Genomic DNA, 17,985 nt, shown 5'->3' on the forward strand with positions numbered 1-17,985 from the left:
GCAGCGAAAAGGGCGTCCGCTACGGCGGACGCCCCCTCACCCGAGCAGCCTGACCACCCCGGCCACCCGGTGAACGTTTCCGGTCACAGCACTAGATACTCTCGCGGAATGTCTGGCGATCGTGTGGGGGCCGGTGTGTCGGACGGGTCGACGCAGCAGGATCCCGGTCGGTTTCGTGCGGTGCCGTCGCGCGGGCGCAATATGCGTACTGCGGGCGACATCGTCCTCATGGCCGCGTCCGCCGCGCGGCTCGACGGTTGCGACGTGCTCGAAACGCTCGCGGAACGATACGAACTTCCGGTGGAGGAGGTCGTCGAGCGTCTCGCTCAGGCCGAGCCGTACACGACGGTGCTCGTCGCCGTCGGCCCAGGCGATGCCGTGCCGGGGATCGACGTCTCGCATCTGGATCCGGGATGGATACGCGAACCGAGCGCTTGTATGTGGTTGAAGACGATCGGCTTCACCCCCGAAGGCGACGAGGTGCGAGTGCACGTGGTGCCGGCCCCATACACGGCACCAGTCGGATGCGCGTCTTACATCGAGTATTGCTGGGCAGTGGAGGACGCGATGGCGGTGCGCGTCGCGGCTTCGCTGATCGAGACGGGACTGGTGCCGGAGGGGCGGGTGCCGGTCGGGCAGGGGCCCACGGTGACCGGCGACGACGAGGTCTGCTGGGCGCTGACGGAAGTGGTTCGAGAGTTGGTCGACGGCCGCCGCTGGTACCCCGGTGACGCGCTCCGATGGGTCGAGACAACGCTGCTCGCGGCCGTGGCCGGAATGCGACCGGAGCAAGCCGCCGGCTTCCTCGACCGAGCAAGCGCCTACGAGTGGGCCACGGCGATCGCCGAGGGGTGGGAGGACCGCGATCAACTCGCGAAGGTGATCGAACGAGCCGAGTTCACCGCCGAGGCTGCGGCCGAACCCGTCGATCCGCAACTGGTCCGTGACGCAATCGGCGACTGGGGGACGGCGCTGGTGTGCCTGGTTGCATGGGCGGTGGATGCGGAGGCCCTCACGGTAACCCTCTTGCGAGCGCGCCCCGTTGCGCTCGATCCGGCAACGTCCGCCTCATCCGCATCCGATGGGATCGAACTCGAAGCCATCGACGTACGGATCACCCGCCTGCCGGAACCGGCACCCGACGACCCCGAGGCGATCCCGATGTGGTCGCTGACCTGCACGCCGCGCACAGGAGTCTCGTGGCAGGAGGTCCTGCGGGACATACGTCGCATGGCCTGGCGCCTACAGGAGGCAGGCGCGACCCGGGTGAGCATCGAGTTCGGCGACCCGACATGCGAACCCGACCTCACGCCCTCCGCAGCATATGGAACGTTGGTCGATCCTGTCGGAGAATCCTGAACGGTTCACCACCATCGGCCACGGTAGCCCGTGAATGCTCCAACCCAGCGGCGTGCAGCCGGTACACGATCGTGCGCAAGTCCTCCGACAGGTCCGCCCATGACGTGCCGTGTTTCGGTCGGCACGTCATCGACACATATCCCCGGTCGGAGTCGGCGTCGTACAGCTCACCGATGATCGAGATCTGCACGCGCTCGTTCTCGATCCGCGCGGCATGCCCACCCGTGCTCTGCCGCGATCCGGCCACGATGGACACGAAGTCGTCGAGCCGGCCGTCCCACGTCACGAACATCTCGACAGGCGCGAGGTCGTCCCCCAGCGCCAGGCCCCCGAACTCCGGATCCCCGGCCTCGGGCATCGGCCGAGGCCGCGACCGGCTGCGATCGTCCCCCGACCGCTGCAACCACGGATCCGACTCCAGGTAGATCTCGCCGGCCCAGTACTCCTCGGAGTACTCGAACAGGAACCGGCGATCGCCATCCTCCGTGAAATCCCAGCGGTAGGGCCGCATATGCCGATCCACCCGGAGGAACGCCTCCTCCTCCGAAACCGCGAACGCCCGCACCATCTCGTCCACGATCCCGCCCAAGAACGCATACACCTTGGCAGTCCCCCGAACCGCGAACTCCCGCTGTCCAGACCCCACTCCACCGCTGTCGCCGACCACCCCAAAACCCTAGTGCTCTGACCGGAAAGGTTTGCCGGTAAGCCCTTGGCGCACACCAGGGCCCCGCGATCGCGGCCGGCCCGCTGCGGGCGCGATCACCTGCATGTCAGAATGCGGCTATGAGTTCGATTCGAAAGGCACATGCCGCGTAGTCGGCCGAAAGCTCTGCGTTCCGCGCAGTGGCGTCCCCCGAGAAGCATCCGTGTCCGCCGCATCAGCGGCATCTCCGCGCGGACACGTGCGGCAATCCGCCGTGCGGAGGAGGAGCACTTGCGGCCTGATGCGGTCGCGATCGCTCTGTCCCGGTACCACCGCTACGTTGACCTGCCCGGCAGTTGGCGCGCGCCGAAGTACGACGAGGACTGGGGTTACCCGGCGGACCACTCCGAGTACTGCGTCTGCGTGGTCTGCGCGCGCGAGACGCTCCAAGATGTTCTGGTCCGGCTCCCGCGACGCGCCAGAGAGGATCTGGAACGCCTCGTGTTCCGACTGGACGAGCAATTCCAGCGTCGAACCGTCCCCCTGCCACCACGGCAGCTGAGCCCGTGGGCCGCCGAGGCATGGTGGCGCGGACGGCTGCTGGAGGCATGGTGGCGTACGTAACCGTCATTAGAGTGCTGTGATCGGAAACGTTTGCCGGGTTGGTGGGTCATGCGGCGGTGTCGAGGGGGCGTCCGCCCCAGCGGATGCCCTTCTCGCTGCGGATCCGGGCGCGTTCCCTGCGCTGGGCGGCGAGGACGTCGGGGTGGCGGGCGTTCGCGTTGCGCCAGCGGAGGTATGCATGGAGCCGTCGGGTCTGGACGGTGTGGTTGGGATGGTTTGAGTTGGCGAGGGTGAATTGCCGCAGCGGCCCGAAGTGGGCCTCGATCGGGTTGGCCCAGGACGCGTGGGTCGGCGTGAAACACAACTCGACCCTGTTCCGGCTCGCCCACCTGCGGATCCGCCAATTCTTGTGGGCCGACAGGTTGTCGAGGATCACGTATATCGGGGCCCCGTCCGGTCGGGCCGCGCGGATCGACCGCAGGGCCGCCCACGTTGGGGCGATGCCCTTGCGCCGCCGGTTCACACCCCACATCGTGTCGTCGCCCATGGAGTAACAGCCGTGGAAGTAGGTGACGCCGCGGGTTCGGGTGTAGGTGCCCGGGTGGCGGTCGGGCCGGCCCGCCGGGGACCAACTCCCGCCCGGTGTGGGGCGGATGCCCAACGGGCCGAACTCGTCGAACGCGAAGACCCGGTCGGGGAAGTGTCGTGTGACGTGCTCGATCCGGTCGAGTTTGCGATCGCGATCCGGGTCGGTCGACTCCTTCCACGTCTTCGTCCGTTGGAACGTGACGCCCCGGCGTTCGAGCAGTTCCCGCAGAGCCTCGCGGCCGATGCGTATGCGTGGGGTCGGCAGCCGGCACAGGTGGTCGGCGAGTTTGCGGATCGACCAGCGGGTGAACGGTCGGCCGAGTCTCGCCGGGCGTGTGGTGGCCGTCGCCACGACGAAGTCCTCCTGTTCAGGCGTCAGCAGGCGGGGACGGCCTCCCGCCCATCGAGGGTCCAGGGATTTCATCCCGATGGCATTGAACCGGTGGATCACCTCCCGCACGGTGTCCTCGTCGGCCTGCACCAGGCGGGCGATCACCGGGACCGTGTTCCCGCCCGCCGACGCCAGGACAATCATCGCCCGACGAAAGCGCACCGCGCTTGTCGTCCCGCGACGCACGATCGCCTGCAACCGACGGCCCTCGTCGTCACTCAACCGCCGCACCACGACTCTCTCGGCCACCCGCACCCTCCCGATCGAACGACCCGAAAGACCATCCAAGCGGGAATCGCGGCCTCACCAGCGGCGACACTCCAACACCGCGAACCAGTCCGGCCACAGCACTAGCTAGAGTTCGGCCGTGAGTGACGAGGTTCGTATGACTGCTTCGGCATCGGATCCGTCGGGGGCGGAAGGGTGGTGGACGGACCTGCGATGGTTGGTCAACGCTGATCCGGAGCGGGTTATGGGGTTGCCGGCCCCCGATGCGACTTCTGATGCGGGACTCATGGCTGCGGTTTACCGGGCGTCGGTGGACGTCCACCGGGACGTGCCACCGTGGGTGCGGCGGCAACTGCTGGCCCTGGACGCGGCTCGGTACGGGGACCGGGAGTTGTCCACGCGGATGGCCGCCGTGCCGGTGGAGGATGCCTTCGCCGAGCCATGGCGGGTGCTATGGGCCACCGGCGCGCGGAGTGACCCGCACTTCCGGATGAACCCGTCGGGGCACACCGGCGGTGTCGACGCGGTGGTGACAACCTTCTCGGATGGCCGCCACGTCGTGGTCACCGGCAGCAAGGACCAGACGGTCCGGGTGCGGGACCTCGAGACCGGCCGGCCGGTCGGCGGACCCATGAGCGACCTCGACGGCAGAGTGTGGGCGGTGGCGACACAGGTCGTGGACGGTCGAACGTACGTCGTCACGGCCGGCGACTGGGCGGTACGCGCGTGGGACTTGGCCACCCGACAGCAGACGGGCAAGCTGCCGGGGATCAACGGTGAGGTGTGGTGTCTGAGCACCGCTGTCATCCACGGGCGACCGTGTGTGCTCGCCGGCGACGACGACGTGTCCGTGCGAGTCTGGGATCTGGTCAGTGGGGAACAGGTCGGCGAACTCACCGGACACGACGACTTCCTGATGGCCATCGACACGCTGGTGATCGACGACAGACCCCACGCGGTGGGCTGTATGAGCGGCGGCTCGATCCGGCAGTGGGACCTGACCACCGGCCAATCGGTCGGGGAGCCTCTGCCGGGCCACGACGGCGAGGCATGGGCGGTCGCGACAGCGGTCGTCGGCGGCCGAGCCCACGCGATCACGGCAGGCTACGACGCCACCGTGCGCGTATGGGACCTGGCCATGGGACGGGAAGTCGGCAGGCTGGTCGGCCACGATGGCACTGTGTCCGCGGTGGTGACCGCGGTGATCGGTGGAGAACTCAGGGTCGTCACCGGTGGTTCGGATGGAACGGTGTGCCTGTGGGACCCGGCTACCACGCGGCAAATCGGCCGGGAACTGGTGTTCCCCGCGCCAGTCCATGCGCTGACCGTGACCCCGGAAGGCTCGCTCGTGGTGGGCTTCGGCGGCGACGTCGCGGCCCTGTCCCTGCATGCCGACCCCGACTCTATGCGACCGTGAGCGGTTGGTGGTGTGACCGGATGGCTGCCGGCCCGTCCGGCGACGAGGACAAAGCGCGGCCGGCGGCTGCACAACACGGCGAACCTACGCGGACGGAGCATTAGCGACACCCCGCCGAACGCTGGTCCCCTCCCTCCGGAAGCTCCTCCAACCCGTCAAGCAAGTCACGCCGCGTGCGGCCGAGCATTTGCCTGCCGCAGGGGAACACGGCGTTGAACGCGATCTGCGCCCCGGGTCGTTTGGCCGGCAGGTTCGCCAAGCCACCCAAGAACCGCGCCGACCGGTGCAGGACTTCGGAGAGGACCCGCCTTCCTGGACGAGAAGGGCGTCGGGATCGGCTGCGAAGTGGAACCACGGTGCCTCATGACCCCAGACGCTCGGCTCCGTCGAATCATCGGTCGAGGAATCGAAACCCTTCGGAGTCGCTGCCTTCGTAATAGCCCATCGCTCGGATTCCTCGGTCGTCGGGTCGGGGGAGCGTCGAGCGAAGGCGACGAGAGGATCGCCGTCTACCTTTGACGCGCAGATCGTGCGGCGCCCGAAAAAGCAACTCCCGATAGCCCAGAATTTCCCACGCCCGGTAGGAGGAGACTCAGGGTCGGCAGGGTTTCACGCTCATCGTCGGTCGATTCCATGGCGATCAGCGCCGCGACCAGCCCTCGACGAAGGATGTCGGAGTCGCGTTCCCGAACGGCGATCGACGCCATCCGAGCGGCGTAGGTGTCGAGAGCATCCCACCGCCTCTTCTGCCGTCCGAGTTCGATCGCATAGGTCAAATCAAATCATCGCCGTTTGCCACAAGGTCCACGAAGGACCCGATCAACCGATCCCTCTGGCTCCCCAGCGGAGTATCCCATGTCCCCCACCGCCACGTGCTTCCAGCGCAGATATGTGAGTATTCGACGGCTCCATCGAGATCATCATCCCCCGATATTTTCGAGCCTGCGGATGGTTCGGATCGGGACGGACAGTTCCTTGTCGATTCAGAATATTTTTGGCTCAATATACTCCTGCATCTGAAAAACTACCCTTGCATTGACAGTGATACGCACGCCGGAGGTGGATCGGAAAATTGCCGCGTCGCTCAGGATTTCGATTTCATCAAAAGGGTTGGAATTTTCCAGATACGCCACCCACAGCAGTTTCTTGACGCTGTCGATTTTAGCGATAAATCCTTCCGAACCATAAGAACCGTCACCGCAGCACAGATATCCTTCGGATTCGCCGATCTGCTTCACCCTGGTTACATCGATGCTCGTGACCCAATCTGGTTCGGCCCGGAGGAAGGATTCGAGATCGAAAGCCCGCTCGATTTTGACACCGCTGGGGGAAGACGAATCCTGGGTCAACTCATACGATCGACCACTTGCGCAGTAAAAGCCGTTGTGAATAGGGAGGGTTTGCCTATCCCACAACTCAGAGATGATGCTCACCTCACACACCTCCGGATCGGCGGCCCCAATATTCCCTGGATCCCATCGACGGTGCGAAATTATTGGATGTGGTCTCCCAGCCAGTCCCAGTCGCCAGGGCGGGAGCGGAGGCGAGTGAAGGCTTGGTCAAGGCACGCGCCGAGAGTCGTGGCTTCGGCTCGAATGAACCCTTGCTCTCCGAGTGCGGGGCCGGACAGGACCACCGTCCACGGCTCGGCATCATCGGCCAGTCTTTCGTCATCCATCTTGAGGAGCATCGTCACGCCCTCGCGCCCCATCCGCATCATGATGCCTTCGATATCGATCGAGTCCATTGGCTAATACCCTCTCAGCGCCACTGCAATTTCATTGACGTCATGGAGTTGGCCCTTCCCGACCCTATCGATGACGCTTCGAAGATCCGCCGAAGTCGGGCCGCTTATGACTCCGTTGCGTTCCATCAGTTGCTCGATGATTGCCTGGGCCGTCCTCTTGTTTCCATTGTTGAACATGTGACCACCGGCGATGTCGCGGATGACGACCGCAGATTTCTCCCAGAAGCTACTATAGCGGCTCGCGTTCGTGAGAGTGTTGACAGGTGATCCGCTCAGAAGACTTTCTCCTCCGTATCTGCGGTTTATTTCAGCGATTTCCTCCGGCGAGACGCCGACCTTGAACCCACCGGTGTCTCCGTAGTTATTGGGAGCCAGGCCGAAGGGGTCGCACCAGGAGATTGGATTCGCCGGGTATGTATACGGATTGTCTGCCGGCTCCAAGCCCAAGGGATCCGGACTGCCGTACCGGGCTATAGCCGGGTCGTAGTACCGTAAAGTATTGCAACTCTGACTCGATTCCGTGTCCCAATATTGGCCGGGGAATCGTAAGGGGCATTCGACTTCGAAATCTTCCGAGTGCGCCTGGACGCCCCATACCGTAAATGACGGTGACCAGGTAACCCGCCCGTCCCCGTCGATGAGATGGGTCGGTGTACCGACAGGGTCGGAAATTATCGCATGACAGCTTCGATCCGGATTCGGCTCCGAGATCGACGAGCCGAGTCCTTCCGTCTGCAGGGCGGCCCGGAACGAGTCGGGGAGGTAATCCCATGATTTCACCTCGCCCTTTCCTGTCCTCTCCTCGGCCAAGTGGGGGGCGTCCCAGGTGAAATATACGATCTCTGCAGATTTGTCGGGGCTCAGCTGACTTTTGGCGACGCGACGGGCAAGCGGATCGTAAATATAGTGCCAGATACCCTGGGCTGGGGTGGTTACGCTGGTCAGGCGATCTTCGGAATCCCAGGTAAACGTCCATACTTTCAACTTGCCTGAAAGCGTCTTGTGGGACTTTCGCGAAACGCGTCCCTGTGCGTCGTAGGAGTAGCGTGTGCGCCCTGCCCGACTGATGCGTGTTTTGACAACGTTGCGAGCGCCTTGAGTATCGGCTTCCGCACCGGTCCATTCGCCCAGAGTCTGATTTCCTGCGCTGTCGTACGTGTAACGTTCGAACCAGCCTCGTCCGTGGACAGCGGTGATGCGGCCGATTTCGTCCAGGTCGTAGATCTTCAGGCCAGTGTCCGAGCCGTCGATTGCAGTGAGGGCACCGTCGCCTCTGTAGGTGTAGGCACGGCGAACGGATTCGTGCGGAGACGAGGTCGGATCAAATATGTCGGAGAGTTTGTTGAGGGGAGTGCCGACCAACGCGGCTTGGTTCGTGAGGCGATTAAGAGAATCCCACCCCTGAGTCAACGTCACGCGATCGTCGAAGCGCCGTCGAACCTCGCGACCGGCGGCGTCGTGGGAGAACTCGAGCGTATGACCGGCGGTGTTCAGTAGCGAAGGTCGACCTGCGGCGTCGTAGGTCCATTCGCTGACCTGACCGCTGGGAGTCTTTCTGCGTATCCGTTGCCCAAGGACGTCATAAGTGCTTTGCAAAGTGTGGCCATTGCTGGTCTCGGAGATGATGCGACCGATGGCGTCGCGCGAGAACTGCAGATCCACCTCCGGGTTGCCGGCGTACGTCAAGCGGCCCATGGCGTCGTAGCGATATGTGGTTTGCCGCCCGGTGGCCTCGTGGCGGTGCGAGATGATCCGGCCCACCGCGTCGCGGATGTAGGTAACGATCTCGCCGGCGCCATTGGTGCGCTTGGTCAATCGACCTGCGGCGTCGTGTTGGTACGTCAGTTGTCGGCCGTTGAAGTCCATCTCTGCCAGAACACGCCCGGCGGAGTCGTATTTGTAGTGCCAGGTGAGGCCCTGGGGATTGGTGACCTGGGTGAGGCGGAGTTCGGGGTCGTAGGTGAACTGCAACCTTCCGCCGTCTGGGGTGGTTTGGGCGGCCGGGAGGTCGAAGTGGGTTGATTCGTATGTGGTGGTGAAGCCTGCCGGGTTTACGTGGTGGCGGAGGTTGCCTTCTGCGTCCCAGGTCCAGGATTGGGTTGTGCCGTCGGGGTGTTCGCGACGGGCGGGCATGCCTTCGACGGTCCAGACGGTTTTGGTGGTGTGGCCGAGGGGGTCGGTGAGCTCCGTGGTTCGGCCGAAGGCGTTGCGGGTGAGCTTTGTGGTGGCGCCCAGTGGGTCGGTTACCGATATTGGGAGGCCGGCTGCGTTTGATGTGACCTTTGTGGTGTGGCCCAGGGCATTGGTGACGGTGGTGAGGTGGCCGGCCTCGTTGTAGGTGTGGGACGTTTCCGCGCCGAGTTCGTCGGTGGTGGTGAGGAGGTTGGCGCGAGCGTCGTAGGTGTGGTGGCGGACTCCGCCGTCCGGGGCGGTGATTCTGGTGGGGCGGCGTAGGAGCGGGTCGAAGTCGGCGACCGTGAAGGTGCCGTTGGGGAGGACTACGCCGGTCCGGTTGCCCGCCGCGTCGTATGCGTACCTTGTGGTGTGGCCGAGTTCGTCGGTTACTGCGACTCGGCGGTTGTAGGAGTCCCATTCGGTGTGGCGGGTGCCGCCCAGGGGGTCGGTTTCGCGGATTACCTGGGACCAGTCGTTGTATTCGTATTCGCGGACGGCGCCGAGGGCGTTGGTCATCCTGGTGATTCGGGACGCTTCGTCGTACTCGAAGGTGTTGTCCATGACGCCGGCCACGCCGGAGCCCCTGACGCAGCGGCCCGCCTCGTCGTATTCGTACTGGTACCAGGTGTCGTTGCGGTCGGTCCAGGACGTCATGCGGTGGTGGGCGTCGTAGGTGAAGCGCAGAGGGCGGCCCGAGGAGTTGACGACTTCGGTGAGGTTGCCGAGGGCGTCGTGGGTGAAGGTGACGAGGGCGACGGAGGCCGACGGGTCGTCCGTGCTCGCGTGGGTGACCGGGTCCGCGCCGAGCAGGCGGTATCCCGTGATCAGGCCCGCCGCCGAGTCGACCGCCACCCGGTAGCCGCCCGAGTGGGTGACTTCGCACGGCACACCTTCGGCGTCGTAGGCGTACTCGACGCGATTCGCGTTGCGATCCGCCAGCGCCCGCACCGGTATTCGGCGCGACGCCCGCCCCGGCAGCGCCGCGAAGGACCACGACCACCCCCGCCGCGGGTCGGTGACCGTGAACGTGCCGGCGCCGTCCCACGCCAGGGGCCAGCGGTATCCGCCCATCGGCAGCACCGGCTCGCCCGGCCTCGGCACCGGATAGCGCAGCGTCATCCCGTCGGCGGCCGTGAAGGTGACCCGGTCCGCGCCCAGACGCAGGCACTGGTCGAGCGTCGACGCCCACCGCTCACCGAAGAACCGGCCTCCGCCGAACGCCGTCCGGTGATGCCGCTCCAGCACCAACGGCAGCGCGCCCGCCAGCGTCACGTCGGTCTGCGGCAACACCATCTCGCCGGTGACCACGTCGATCGGCTCACCCTCGCGCGTGCACGCCTCAGCGGCCCGGCAGCGCGGGTTGTCCCGCTTGGCGATGTTCTTCTCGACCTGCTCGGCGGGCGTCAGCGCCTTGTTGCCGCCGCGCGTCGCCAGTGTCAGGGCCAGGTCGGGCGCCGCGTGGCCGAGCCAGCGGGCCGGGTTCTTCTTGAAGTCCTCCCACGAGGAGACGACCGTGTCCTGGGCGAACCCCACCGGGTCCCGGGCGATGCCGAGCATGCCGCCCGCGATGCCCTTCAGGTCGGTGGCGTAGGCGATCGGGTCGACGAAGATCCGGCCCGGGTCGATCGTCCACGCGAAGCTCGCGAGTTCGAAGACCCCGCCGGCGGCGCCCTTGGCGAAATCGATCCCGGCCTGGCGGAGCGTCTTCCATATGTCCGGGTCGAGGTCGAGTACGCCACGGGCCTTGCGCAGTTCCAACAGCGCGTGCGCGTCGGCCTTTTCCACCCGCTCGCGGACCCGCGTCAACTGCTCCTGCGCCTCGCGCAACATGTCCGCGCCCGGATGGCCCTCGGGCTTGTGCGGCAGCGCGGGCAGACACTCCTTGCCGACGCCGTTGGCCTTCTGCACGTCCTGATTGCGCTTGGCGAGGTCATACGACTCCTGCTCGCGCGCCTGCGCCTCGATCAGCCAGAACGCCTGCTTCGCCTTGGGGATGATCTCGTTCGCGCACTCGCCCTGGGCGAACCGCAACACCTCGGCGAACTCGCGCAACTTCGCGGCGACACTCGGGTATTCCTTGCCGTGCAGGCCCAGGATCTCGGTGACGATTCCGAGGTCCTTGCGAAAGCCCTCCGCCGCGTTGCCCTGCCAGAGGTCCTTGCCCTCGATTTTGCCGAGCCGGCCCTTGGCCTCCAGCGCCTGCGCCGAGAACCGGGTCAGCACGTCGGCGAGCGTCTGTAACACCTCCCAGTCGCCCGGTATCAGGCCACGAGGCTGCGAGTCGGGGGTGAGCGGTTCGCCGGATACCAACACCGGACGGCCTCCGTCAGTTCGTGGTGCCCATGTCGTCGCCCGCGTGGATCGAGGCCGCGCCGCCGGGCGTGAAGAACCGGGCCTCGGCGTCGCGTTCGGCCGCCTCGTACTGCTGCGCGGCCATCTCCAACGCGATCGCGATGTTCTCGCCGAGGTTCACCAGCGCGGCCATCGCCTTGGCGGACTCCAGCACGATCTCGCCGGCTTGGAACGGTGACGAGTAGTACTTCTGCAGCGCCACCAACCCGTCCCGCAACGGCTGCTGCTTCTGCGCGATCTCCCGGGCCACCGTCAGCGCCTCGATCAACTCCGTACCGGCCCCGCGCACGAACGTGCTGTCGACCTTGAAACCGTCGTCACCCATCCGCCGCCTCCGCGTTCCACAGACTCGCCCGCAGCCGCACCGGTCGTGGGCCGGCCAGGTCGATCGCGATGTCGTAGCCGGGCGGCAACAGCCGCACCAGGTCGGCGCCTTCGGTGGCGAACCAGTCGCACCCGTCCCGGACGAACAGCGCCAACTGCTCCTCGGACGTGAACACCGGAACCACCCCACCACCCGGCGGCCCGATCGCCGCGAAGCCGACCCGCTCGGGTCGTTCGCAGTACAGCCGGGCCGCGAGCAACGCGGCGAGAAGCGCCGGCGGGTCGCCCGCGCCCGCGAGCAGCCGGGCGATCTCCCGCCGCAGCCGCGATGTACCGCCCGAATCCGGTTCGTTCATACGTACGCCCCGTCCCTCGACCGAGCGTCACCATAGCCAATCCGTCGGTGTCCGCGTCACCGAACGGTCGCCCACCGCTATCGGTTCCCGGGCGTGGCTCGTCCCGCCCCGTCGACGCCGCCGGCGCACCACAGCGAGGCCGCCGGGACCCCGGACGCCGTCCGGCACGGCATCGGTCGACGAAGCGGAATCCCTCCGTGTCGTCGCCTTCCCGATATCCCGTGCCCCGGATTCCGCGTCTCCCGGCGGCGCGCGGGTCGAATTTCGCCAAGGCCCGACGCCTTCGGCGATAAGGAATGCTACGCCGTGCCCGGAAGGCGATGTCCAGATCGGCCGCCGGTTCCGCGGAGTGCGCGCGATGCCATGCGGCGGGCATTTACCGCGCAAATGCCCCGGCGGCCGTTTCGCGTCGCCGGTTCGATGACCCGGGTCACACCGTCATGGTTCTCGACGAGATCGACGAGATCGACGAGATCGACCAAGGACCCGATCGGGCGATCCTTCGGGCTTTCCATCGAGGGTTTTCGACAGTCCGAACCCTCGCCCTTTCCCGGCGTTGATAGTCGTGCGTTCCTTGGGTCCGTCGAAAGTTTCCTCGGCGTCACGAGCCGTCGGGGTGGCCGTCATGGTGGCCGTCGAGGTGGCCGCTCGGTCGTGCGGACGGCGGTCGGGTGCCCGGCTCCGGGGTGGCGCGACGTTGTGGAGAGGTTGCGCGACGAGCGGGTTCGCGCGGCGGAATACTTGACGTGACAACATCGGACCGGGGCATAATCCACGAGTCGAAAGCGATGTTCGAGAGGTGGTGGAACCCCAGGCGACCGAACCGCCCGGATGGTCGAGCGAATTTGCCGGACCACGACGATCCGAGAATATTTGCGTCGTCAATCTTTGCCGTGGGCCAGCCTGATATCACACCGATTCGATCGACATACGGGAATTCTTGCTATTAGCGAAGTTGTCAGCTTCCGGAAACCTTCTGTTCATCAACGAGTCATCCCGAGTTCATGGTGTGCTCGTTGATCGTCGTTTCGATCGATGCCAAGAATTGCGGAACGGCCCACCAGGCCGAATTTCCCCAATGATCGGAATCACGATGAGCAAGCTCAAGAAGCTTTCCGCCGTCGCCGGTATAGTGACCGTCGCCGCAACCGGTCTGGTCTCGGGCGCGAGCAGCGCCTCCGCAGTGAATGCCTCTTTCACGCTCCGCCCGGCCTCGGCGAATGGAATGTGCCTGGACGTGGTCGGCGGCCAGGTAATGCAATGGACGTGCGACGGGACCTCCACCCAGCAGTGGTACACGGGTCGGGACGCCCACAACCACGAGACCCTCCGGAACGTCGGCACCGGCGGCCAGTGCCTGGACGTCCCCGGCGGCAACACCAACCAGGGCACGTCGCTGATCGTCTATTCCTGCAACAACGGCGACAACCAGGTGTGGCACCGGGCGGACACGCAGTACGGCTCGTCCTTCCAGAACTACCCGGGAAGCAGCTACGTACTGGACCTCGCGGGTGGCTCGACCCAGTCCGGCGCTTTGGCGATCATCTGGCCCTGGAATGGGCATCCGAATCAGCAGTGGCAGCGGGTGTGACACCGACCCGATCCGGCGGTAGGGCGCGTCCGACATCCCCCGGAGATGTCGAACCCACCTGAACCGCCCACCGGCACCGCACCGCACCGCACCTCGAGCCGCCCCCACGCGAACCGACGCGTGGGGGCGGCTTGCGTGGGTGGCAGCGAGGTCGCCCGCGCCGCACGTCGCCCGGTCGAGGGACGAACCGGTCGATCCGTTCGCGCACGCGTCACCGGATGGTCGCCCACGGCTACCGGTTCGCGGGCGTGCCCCGGGCCGGGCTGCTACTAGGCTGGCCGAGCAGACCAGCGTGCCCCTTGATCAAGGAGAAACTCGTGCCGTCCATCGACGTCATCCACGCCCGGGAGATCCTGGACTCCCGAGGGAACCCCACGGTGGAGGTCGAGGTCGTCCTCGACGACGGCAGCTCGGGCCGTGCCGCCGTGCCGTCCGGAGCCTCCACCGGCGCCTTCGAGGCCGTCGAGCTGCGGGACGGCGACGAGTCCCGCTACGGCGGCAAGGGTGTACAGAAGGCCGTCGACGCGGTCAACGACCGCATCTACGACGAGATCGTCGGCACCGAGGCCGACGACCAGCGGCTGATCGACCAGGCGATGATCGACCTGGACGGCACGGAGAACAAGGGCGAACTCGGCGCCAACGCCATCCTCGGCGTCTCGCTCGCCGTGGCGCACGCCGCCGCCGAATCGGTGAACCTGCCGCTGTTCCGCTACCTCGGCGGCCCGAACGCGCACGTGCTTCCGGTGCCGATGATGAACATCCTCAACGGTGGTGCGCACGCGGACACCAACGTGGACATCCAGGAGTTCATGATCGCGCCGATCGGCGCGGAGACCTTCGCCGAGGCGGTGCGCTGGGGTGCCGAGGTGTACCACTGCCTCAAGTCCGTGCTGAAGGCGCGCGGCCTGGCCACCAGCATCGGCGACGAGGGCGGCTTCGCGCCGAACCTGGAGAACAACCGCGCCGCGCTCGACCTGATCGTCGAGGCGATCGAGAAGGCCGGCTACACCCCGGGCACCGACATCGCGCTCGCCATGGACGCGGCGGCCAGCGAGTTCTACACCGACGGCGCGTACGTCTTCGAGGGCGCCAAGAAGACCTCCGCCGAGATGTCGGCCTACTACGCCGAGCTGGTCGACGCGTACCCGCTGGTCTCGATCGAGGACCCGCTGGACGAGAGCGACTGGGAGGGCTGGGTCGCGCTCACCGCGCAGGTCGGCGACAAGGTCCAGCTCGTCGGCGACGACCTGTTCGTCACCAACCCGGAGCGCCTGGCGCGCGGCATCGCCGAGAAGGCGGGTAACGCCCTCCTGGTGAAGGTCAACCAGATCGGCACGCTCACCGAGGCCTTCGACGCCGTGTCGCTCGCCCACCGCAACGGCTACCGGTGCATGATGAGTCACCGGTCCGGCGAGACCGAGGACACCACGATCGCCGACCTCGCGGTGGCCACGGACTGCGGCCAGATCAAGACGGGCGCCCCGGCGCGCTCCGACCGGGTCGCCAAGTACAACCAGCTGCTGCGCATCGAGGAGATCCTCGACGACGCGGCGGAGTACGCCGGCCGCGCCGCGTTCCCGCGCTTCCAGGGCTGACACCCGGTCGAGCGGGGGACCGCCGGCGCCGAATCGACGGAACGGCGGGAGGACGCGTGAGCGAGCAGGGCGAGGGCGGTCGCAGGACGGCCGGGCCGACTCGGGTCGCCCGCGCGTCCCGAGCCGTCGCACCACCGCGCCAGGCCCGCGGTACACGCCCGGCGCCGGCCTCGTCGAGGCCGGCCGGGCCGAAGTCCGCCAAGCCGGCCAAACCCGCCAAGCCGAAGACCGCGGCCGGGTCCTTCAAGGGCTCGGCCGCGGCCGCGGGCCTGGGTCGGCTGCGCCGGCGCGGCGGCGGCAAGTGGATCGTGCTGAGCCTGGTGGTGCTGAGCCTGGCGATCGCCCTGGTCTACCCGCTGCGGCAATACCTGGCGCAGCGCTCCGACGTGGCCGACCTGCGCGAGAGCACCCGCAAGCAACAGTCCGAGACCGAGCGCATGCGGTCCGACCTGGAGCGCTGGAACGACCCGGCGTACGTCCGGCAACAGGCGCGCGAGCGGCTGCACTTCGTCTACCCCGGCGACACCGCCTACCTGGTGGTGCCGACCGCCGGCACCCCGGGCGACCCGGCGCCGCCCACTCCGGCCCAGGCCGGCTCGCCGCCCTGGTACCGGAACCTGTGGGACTCCACCCGCGACGCGGACAAGGCCGGTACGCCGACCCCGAGCACGCCCCCGACGCCCACGAGGACACCCGCCACGTCGATCGGCTAGCCCGGTCCGGCTCGCCCCGGCCCCGCGCCGCCCGCAGCGACCGGCCGCCGCACGCGGCTCCGGGGCGGCACCCCGCTCGAACGTCGGTCCGAACCATTCAGCGAAACAGGACATACTCCCTCCATGGATCAGCAGGACATCGACGCCGTCAAGGCGCAGCTCGGCCGTACCCCGCGTGGTCTGCGCGGCGTCGCACACCGGTGCCCGTGTGGGCTGCCGGACGTCGTGGAGACCGCTCCGCGCCTGGAGGACGGTTCGCCGTTCCCGACGCTGTACTACCTGACCTGCCCCCGGGCGGCGTCCGCGATCGGGACGCTGGAGGCGAACAACGTCATGCGCGAGATGAACGCGCGCCTGGCCGAGGACGAGGATCTGGCCGCCCGGTACGCCGCCGCGCACGAGGACTACATCGCGCGCCGGGACGCGATCGAGGTGCTGGAGGGCTTCCCGTCGGCGGGCGGCATGCCGGACCGGGTCAAGTGCCTGCACGTGCTCGCCGGCCACGCGCTCGCCGCCGGACGCGGCGTCAACCCGCTCGGCGACGAGGCGCTGGACGCGCTGCCCGACTGGTGGACCAAGGGTCCGTGCGTGTGCGTGGACGCCCCCGCCGACGCGCCCGCCGGCACCTCTCCCGACGCCGCTCCCACTGCCCCGCCCGCCGCCCCCGCCTCGGAGGAAGAGACCCGATGACCCGACGCGTGGCCGCGATCGACTGCGGCACCAACTCCATCCGCCTGCTCGTCGCCGACCTGGACCCGGCCGGCGGCACCCTGATCGACCTGGACCGCCGGATGCGGATCGTACGGCTCGGCCAGGGCGTGGACCGGACCGGCCGACTGGCTCCCGAGGCCCTGGAGCGCACCTTCGCGGCGTGCGTCGACTACGCCGAGGTGATCCGCGAACTGGGCGCCGAGCAGGTGCGTTTCGTGGCCACCAGCGCCAGCCGGGACGCGGAGAACCGGGACGATTTCCGGGACGGCGTCCGCAAGATCCTGGGCGTCGAGCCGGAGGTGATCTCGGGCGACGAGGAGGCCGCGCTCTCCTTCGTGGGGGCGACCCGCGAACTGGCCGGGACCGGCGCCGTCGAGACGCCCTACCTCGTGGTCGACCTCGGCGGCGGCTCCACCGAATTCGTACTCGGCACCGACCGTCCCGAGGCGGCCCGCTCGGTGGACATCGGCTGCGTCCGGATGACCGAGCGCCACCTGCGCGACGACCCGCCGACGCCGGCCCAGGTCGCCGCCGCGATCACCGACATCGAAGCCGCCCTGGACCAGGTCGCGGCCGTGGTCCCCCTGGCGCGCGCCCGCACCCTGGTCGGCCTGGCCGGGTCGGTGACCACCGTCGCGGGCATCGCGCTCGACCTGCCCGAATACGACTCGACCACGATCCACCACGCCCGGCTGACCCTGGACCAGGTCCGCACCGTCACCGCCCGCCTCCTGGCGAGCACCCACGCCGAACGCGCGACCATCCCCGTCCTGCACCCGGGCCGCGTCGACGTGATCGCCGCCGGCGCGCTGGTCCTGCGCACGATCATGGAACGCACCGGCCTGACCGAGGTCGTGGTCAGCGAACACGACATCCTGGACGGCATCGCCTGGTCCGAGGCGGAGGCCCCGGTCGGCAGGTAGCCCCGCCGCCGCCCCCACACTCGCGGCCGCGCCCACCCCACCCGACCCCCGTGGCGCGCCCGCGAGTTGGCCCCCGCACGCCGTCCCGCCCCGGGTCGGCAAGGAGCGAACGGCGACCCGACGGCGACCGAACAGGCAGCGGACCGACAGCGGACAGGCCGCGGCCAACGAACGAACAACCACCACCAGGGAACCAACGACCCCTGTCCAACGTTCGGACACGGACGAAAGTTTGTGAATCCCTTCACATGGTCGACGGGGCAAAAGTTGGCCATGTAGGGCCGTTTTCCTCTGGTCGACCC

The 17,985-nt window shown here is 67.4% G+C and carries 15 protein-coding genes; 8 read left to right on the forward strand and 7 right to left on the reverse strand.

Going from position 1 to position 17,985, the window contains the following annotated elements:
• Nucleotides 1-135: 135 nt before the first annotated feature.
• On the forward strand, nt 136-1,359 hold the full coding sequence (locus ACH4XV_RS06085; protein WP_395787088.1) for a hypothetical protein: 1,224 nt from the start codon (nt 136-138) through the stop codon (nt 1,357-1,359).
• Here the strand turns inward: ACH4XV_RS06085 and ACH4XV_RS06090 are convergent.
• Complete coding sequence (locus ACH4XV_RS06090; protein WP_395787090.1) at nt 1,307-2,026, reverse strand: hypothetical protein; 720 nt, start codon at nt 2,024-2,026, stop codon at nt 1,307-1,309. The two genes, ACH4XV_RS06085 and ACH4XV_RS06090, sit on opposite strands and share 53 nt — an antisense overlap.
• A gap of 270 nt (nt 2,027-2,296) precedes the next feature.
• Between ACH4XV_RS06090 and ACH4XV_RS06095 the strand changes: the two genes are divergently transcribed.
• Nucleotides 2,297-2,629: a hypothetical protein gene (locus ACH4XV_RS06095; protein WP_395787092.1), complete on the forward strand. Its 333-nt coding sequence runs from the start codon at nt 2,297-2,299 to the stop codon at nt 2,627-2,629.
• 46 nt (nt 2,630-2,675) lie between these two features.
• Here the strand turns inward: ACH4XV_RS06095 and ACH4XV_RS06100 are convergent, their stop codons facing one another.
• Complete coding sequence (locus ACH4XV_RS06100; RefSeq protein WP_395787094.1) at nt 2,676-3,797, reverse strand: IS630 family transposase; 1,122 nt, start codon at nt 3,795-3,797, stop codon at nt 2,676-2,678.
• A 265-nt stretch (nt 3,798-4,062) separates the two neighbouring features.
• Between ACH4XV_RS06100 and ACH4XV_RS06105 the strand changes: the two genes are divergently transcribed.
• Nucleotides 4,063-5,193 carry a WD40 repeat domain-containing protein gene (locus ACH4XV_RS06105; RefSeq protein ID WP_395787096.1) on the forward strand — a complete coding sequence of 377 codons (1,131 nt, stop codon included), beginning with the start codon at nt 4,063-4,065 and terminating at the stop codon, nt 5,191-5,193.
• A gap of 983 nt (nt 5,194-6,176) precedes the next feature.
• Here the strand turns inward: ACH4XV_RS06105 and ACH4XV_RS06110 are convergent.
• From ACH4XV_RS06110 to ACH4XV_RS06130, 5 genes are read right to left on the reverse strand one after another with little or no spacing between them, the layout of a single operon-like run.
• Nucleotides 6,177-6,626, reverse strand: coding sequence for a hypothetical protein (locus tag ACH4XV_RS06110; RefSeq protein WP_395787098.1), 450 nt, complete (start codon nt 6,624-6,626; stop codon nt 6,177-6,179).
• Between the two features lie 59 nt (nt 6,627-6,685).
• The gene (locus ACH4XV_RS06115) at nt 6,686-6,940 is read right to left on the reverse strand and encodes a hypothetical protein (protein WP_395787100.1); all 255 of its coding nucleotides are present in this window, start codon (nt 6,938-6,940) and stop codon (nt 6,686-6,688) included.
• Nucleotides 6,941-6,943: 3 nt separating this feature from the next.
• Nucleotides 6,944-11,428 carry a DUF6531 domain-containing protein gene (locus tag ACH4XV_RS06120; protein WP_395787102.1) on the reverse strand — a complete coding sequence of 1,495 codons (4,485 nt, stop codon included), beginning with the start codon at nt 11,426-11,428 and terminating at the stop codon, nt 6,944-6,946.
• Nucleotides 11,429-11,441: 13 nt separating this feature from the next.
• Nucleotides 11,442-11,792 carry a hypothetical protein gene (locus ACH4XV_RS06125; RefSeq protein WP_380014127.1) on the reverse strand — a complete coding sequence of 117 codons (351 nt, stop codon included), beginning with the start codon at nt 11,790-11,792 and terminating at the stop codon, nt 11,442-11,444.
• Nucleotides 11,785-12,147, reverse strand: coding sequence for an SseB family protein (locus tag ACH4XV_RS06130; protein ID WP_395787104.1), 363 nt, complete (start codon nt 12,145-12,147; stop codon nt 11,785-11,787). Before ACH4XV_RS06130 ends, ACH4XV_RS06125 begins: the two co-directional genes overlap by 8 nt.
• A 1,078-nt stretch (nt 12,148-13,225) precedes the next feature.
• On the opposite strand from ACH4XV_RS06130, the gene ACH4XV_RS06135 reads away from it, so the two are divergent.
• The 5 genes from ACH4XV_RS06135 to ACH4XV_RS06155 all read left to right on the forward strand — a co-directional run bounded on the left by ACH4XV_RS06135 (nt 13,226) and on the right by ACH4XV_RS06155 (nt 17,683).
• Nucleotides 13,226-13,738: an RICIN domain-containing protein gene (locus ACH4XV_RS06135; RefSeq protein ID WP_395787106.1), complete on the forward strand. Its 513-nt coding sequence runs from the start codon at nt 13,226-13,228 to the stop codon at nt 13,736-13,738.
• A gap of 317 nt (nt 13,739-14,055) precedes the next feature.
• Nucleotides 14,056-15,336 carry a phosphopyruvate hydratase gene (gene eno, locus ACH4XV_RS06140; RefSeq protein ID WP_380037549.1) on the forward strand — a complete coding sequence of 427 codons (1,281 nt, stop codon included), beginning with the start codon at nt 14,056-14,058 and terminating at the stop codon, nt 15,334-15,336.
• 56 nt (nt 15,337-15,392) lie between these two features.
• Nucleotides 15,393-16,049, forward strand: coding sequence for a septum formation initiator family protein (locus ACH4XV_RS06145; protein ID WP_395787108.1), 657 nt, complete (start codon nt 15,393-15,395; stop codon nt 16,047-16,049).
• Between the two features lie 123 nt (nt 16,050-16,172).
• Nucleotides 16,173-16,739, forward strand: a complete 567-nt coding sequence (locus ACH4XV_RS06150) for a DUF501 domain-containing protein (protein ID WP_395787110.1) — start codon at nt 16,173-16,175, stop codon at nt 16,737-16,739.
• The gene (locus ACH4XV_RS06155; protein WP_395787112.1) at nt 16,736-17,683 is read left to right on the forward strand and encodes an exopolyphosphatase; all 948 of its coding nucleotides are present in this window, start codon (nt 16,736-16,738) and stop codon (nt 17,681-17,683) included. Before ACH4XV_RS06150 ends, ACH4XV_RS06155 begins: the two co-directional genes overlap by 4 nt.
• Nucleotides 17,684-17,985 lie beyond the last annotated feature (302 nt).

Origin of the sequence: Embleya sp. NPDC020630 (assembly GCF_044334985.1) — a bacterium.
In the GTDB taxonomy this organism is placed as follows: Bacteria; Actinomycetota; Actinomycetes; order Streptomycetales; family Streptomycetaceae; genus Embleya.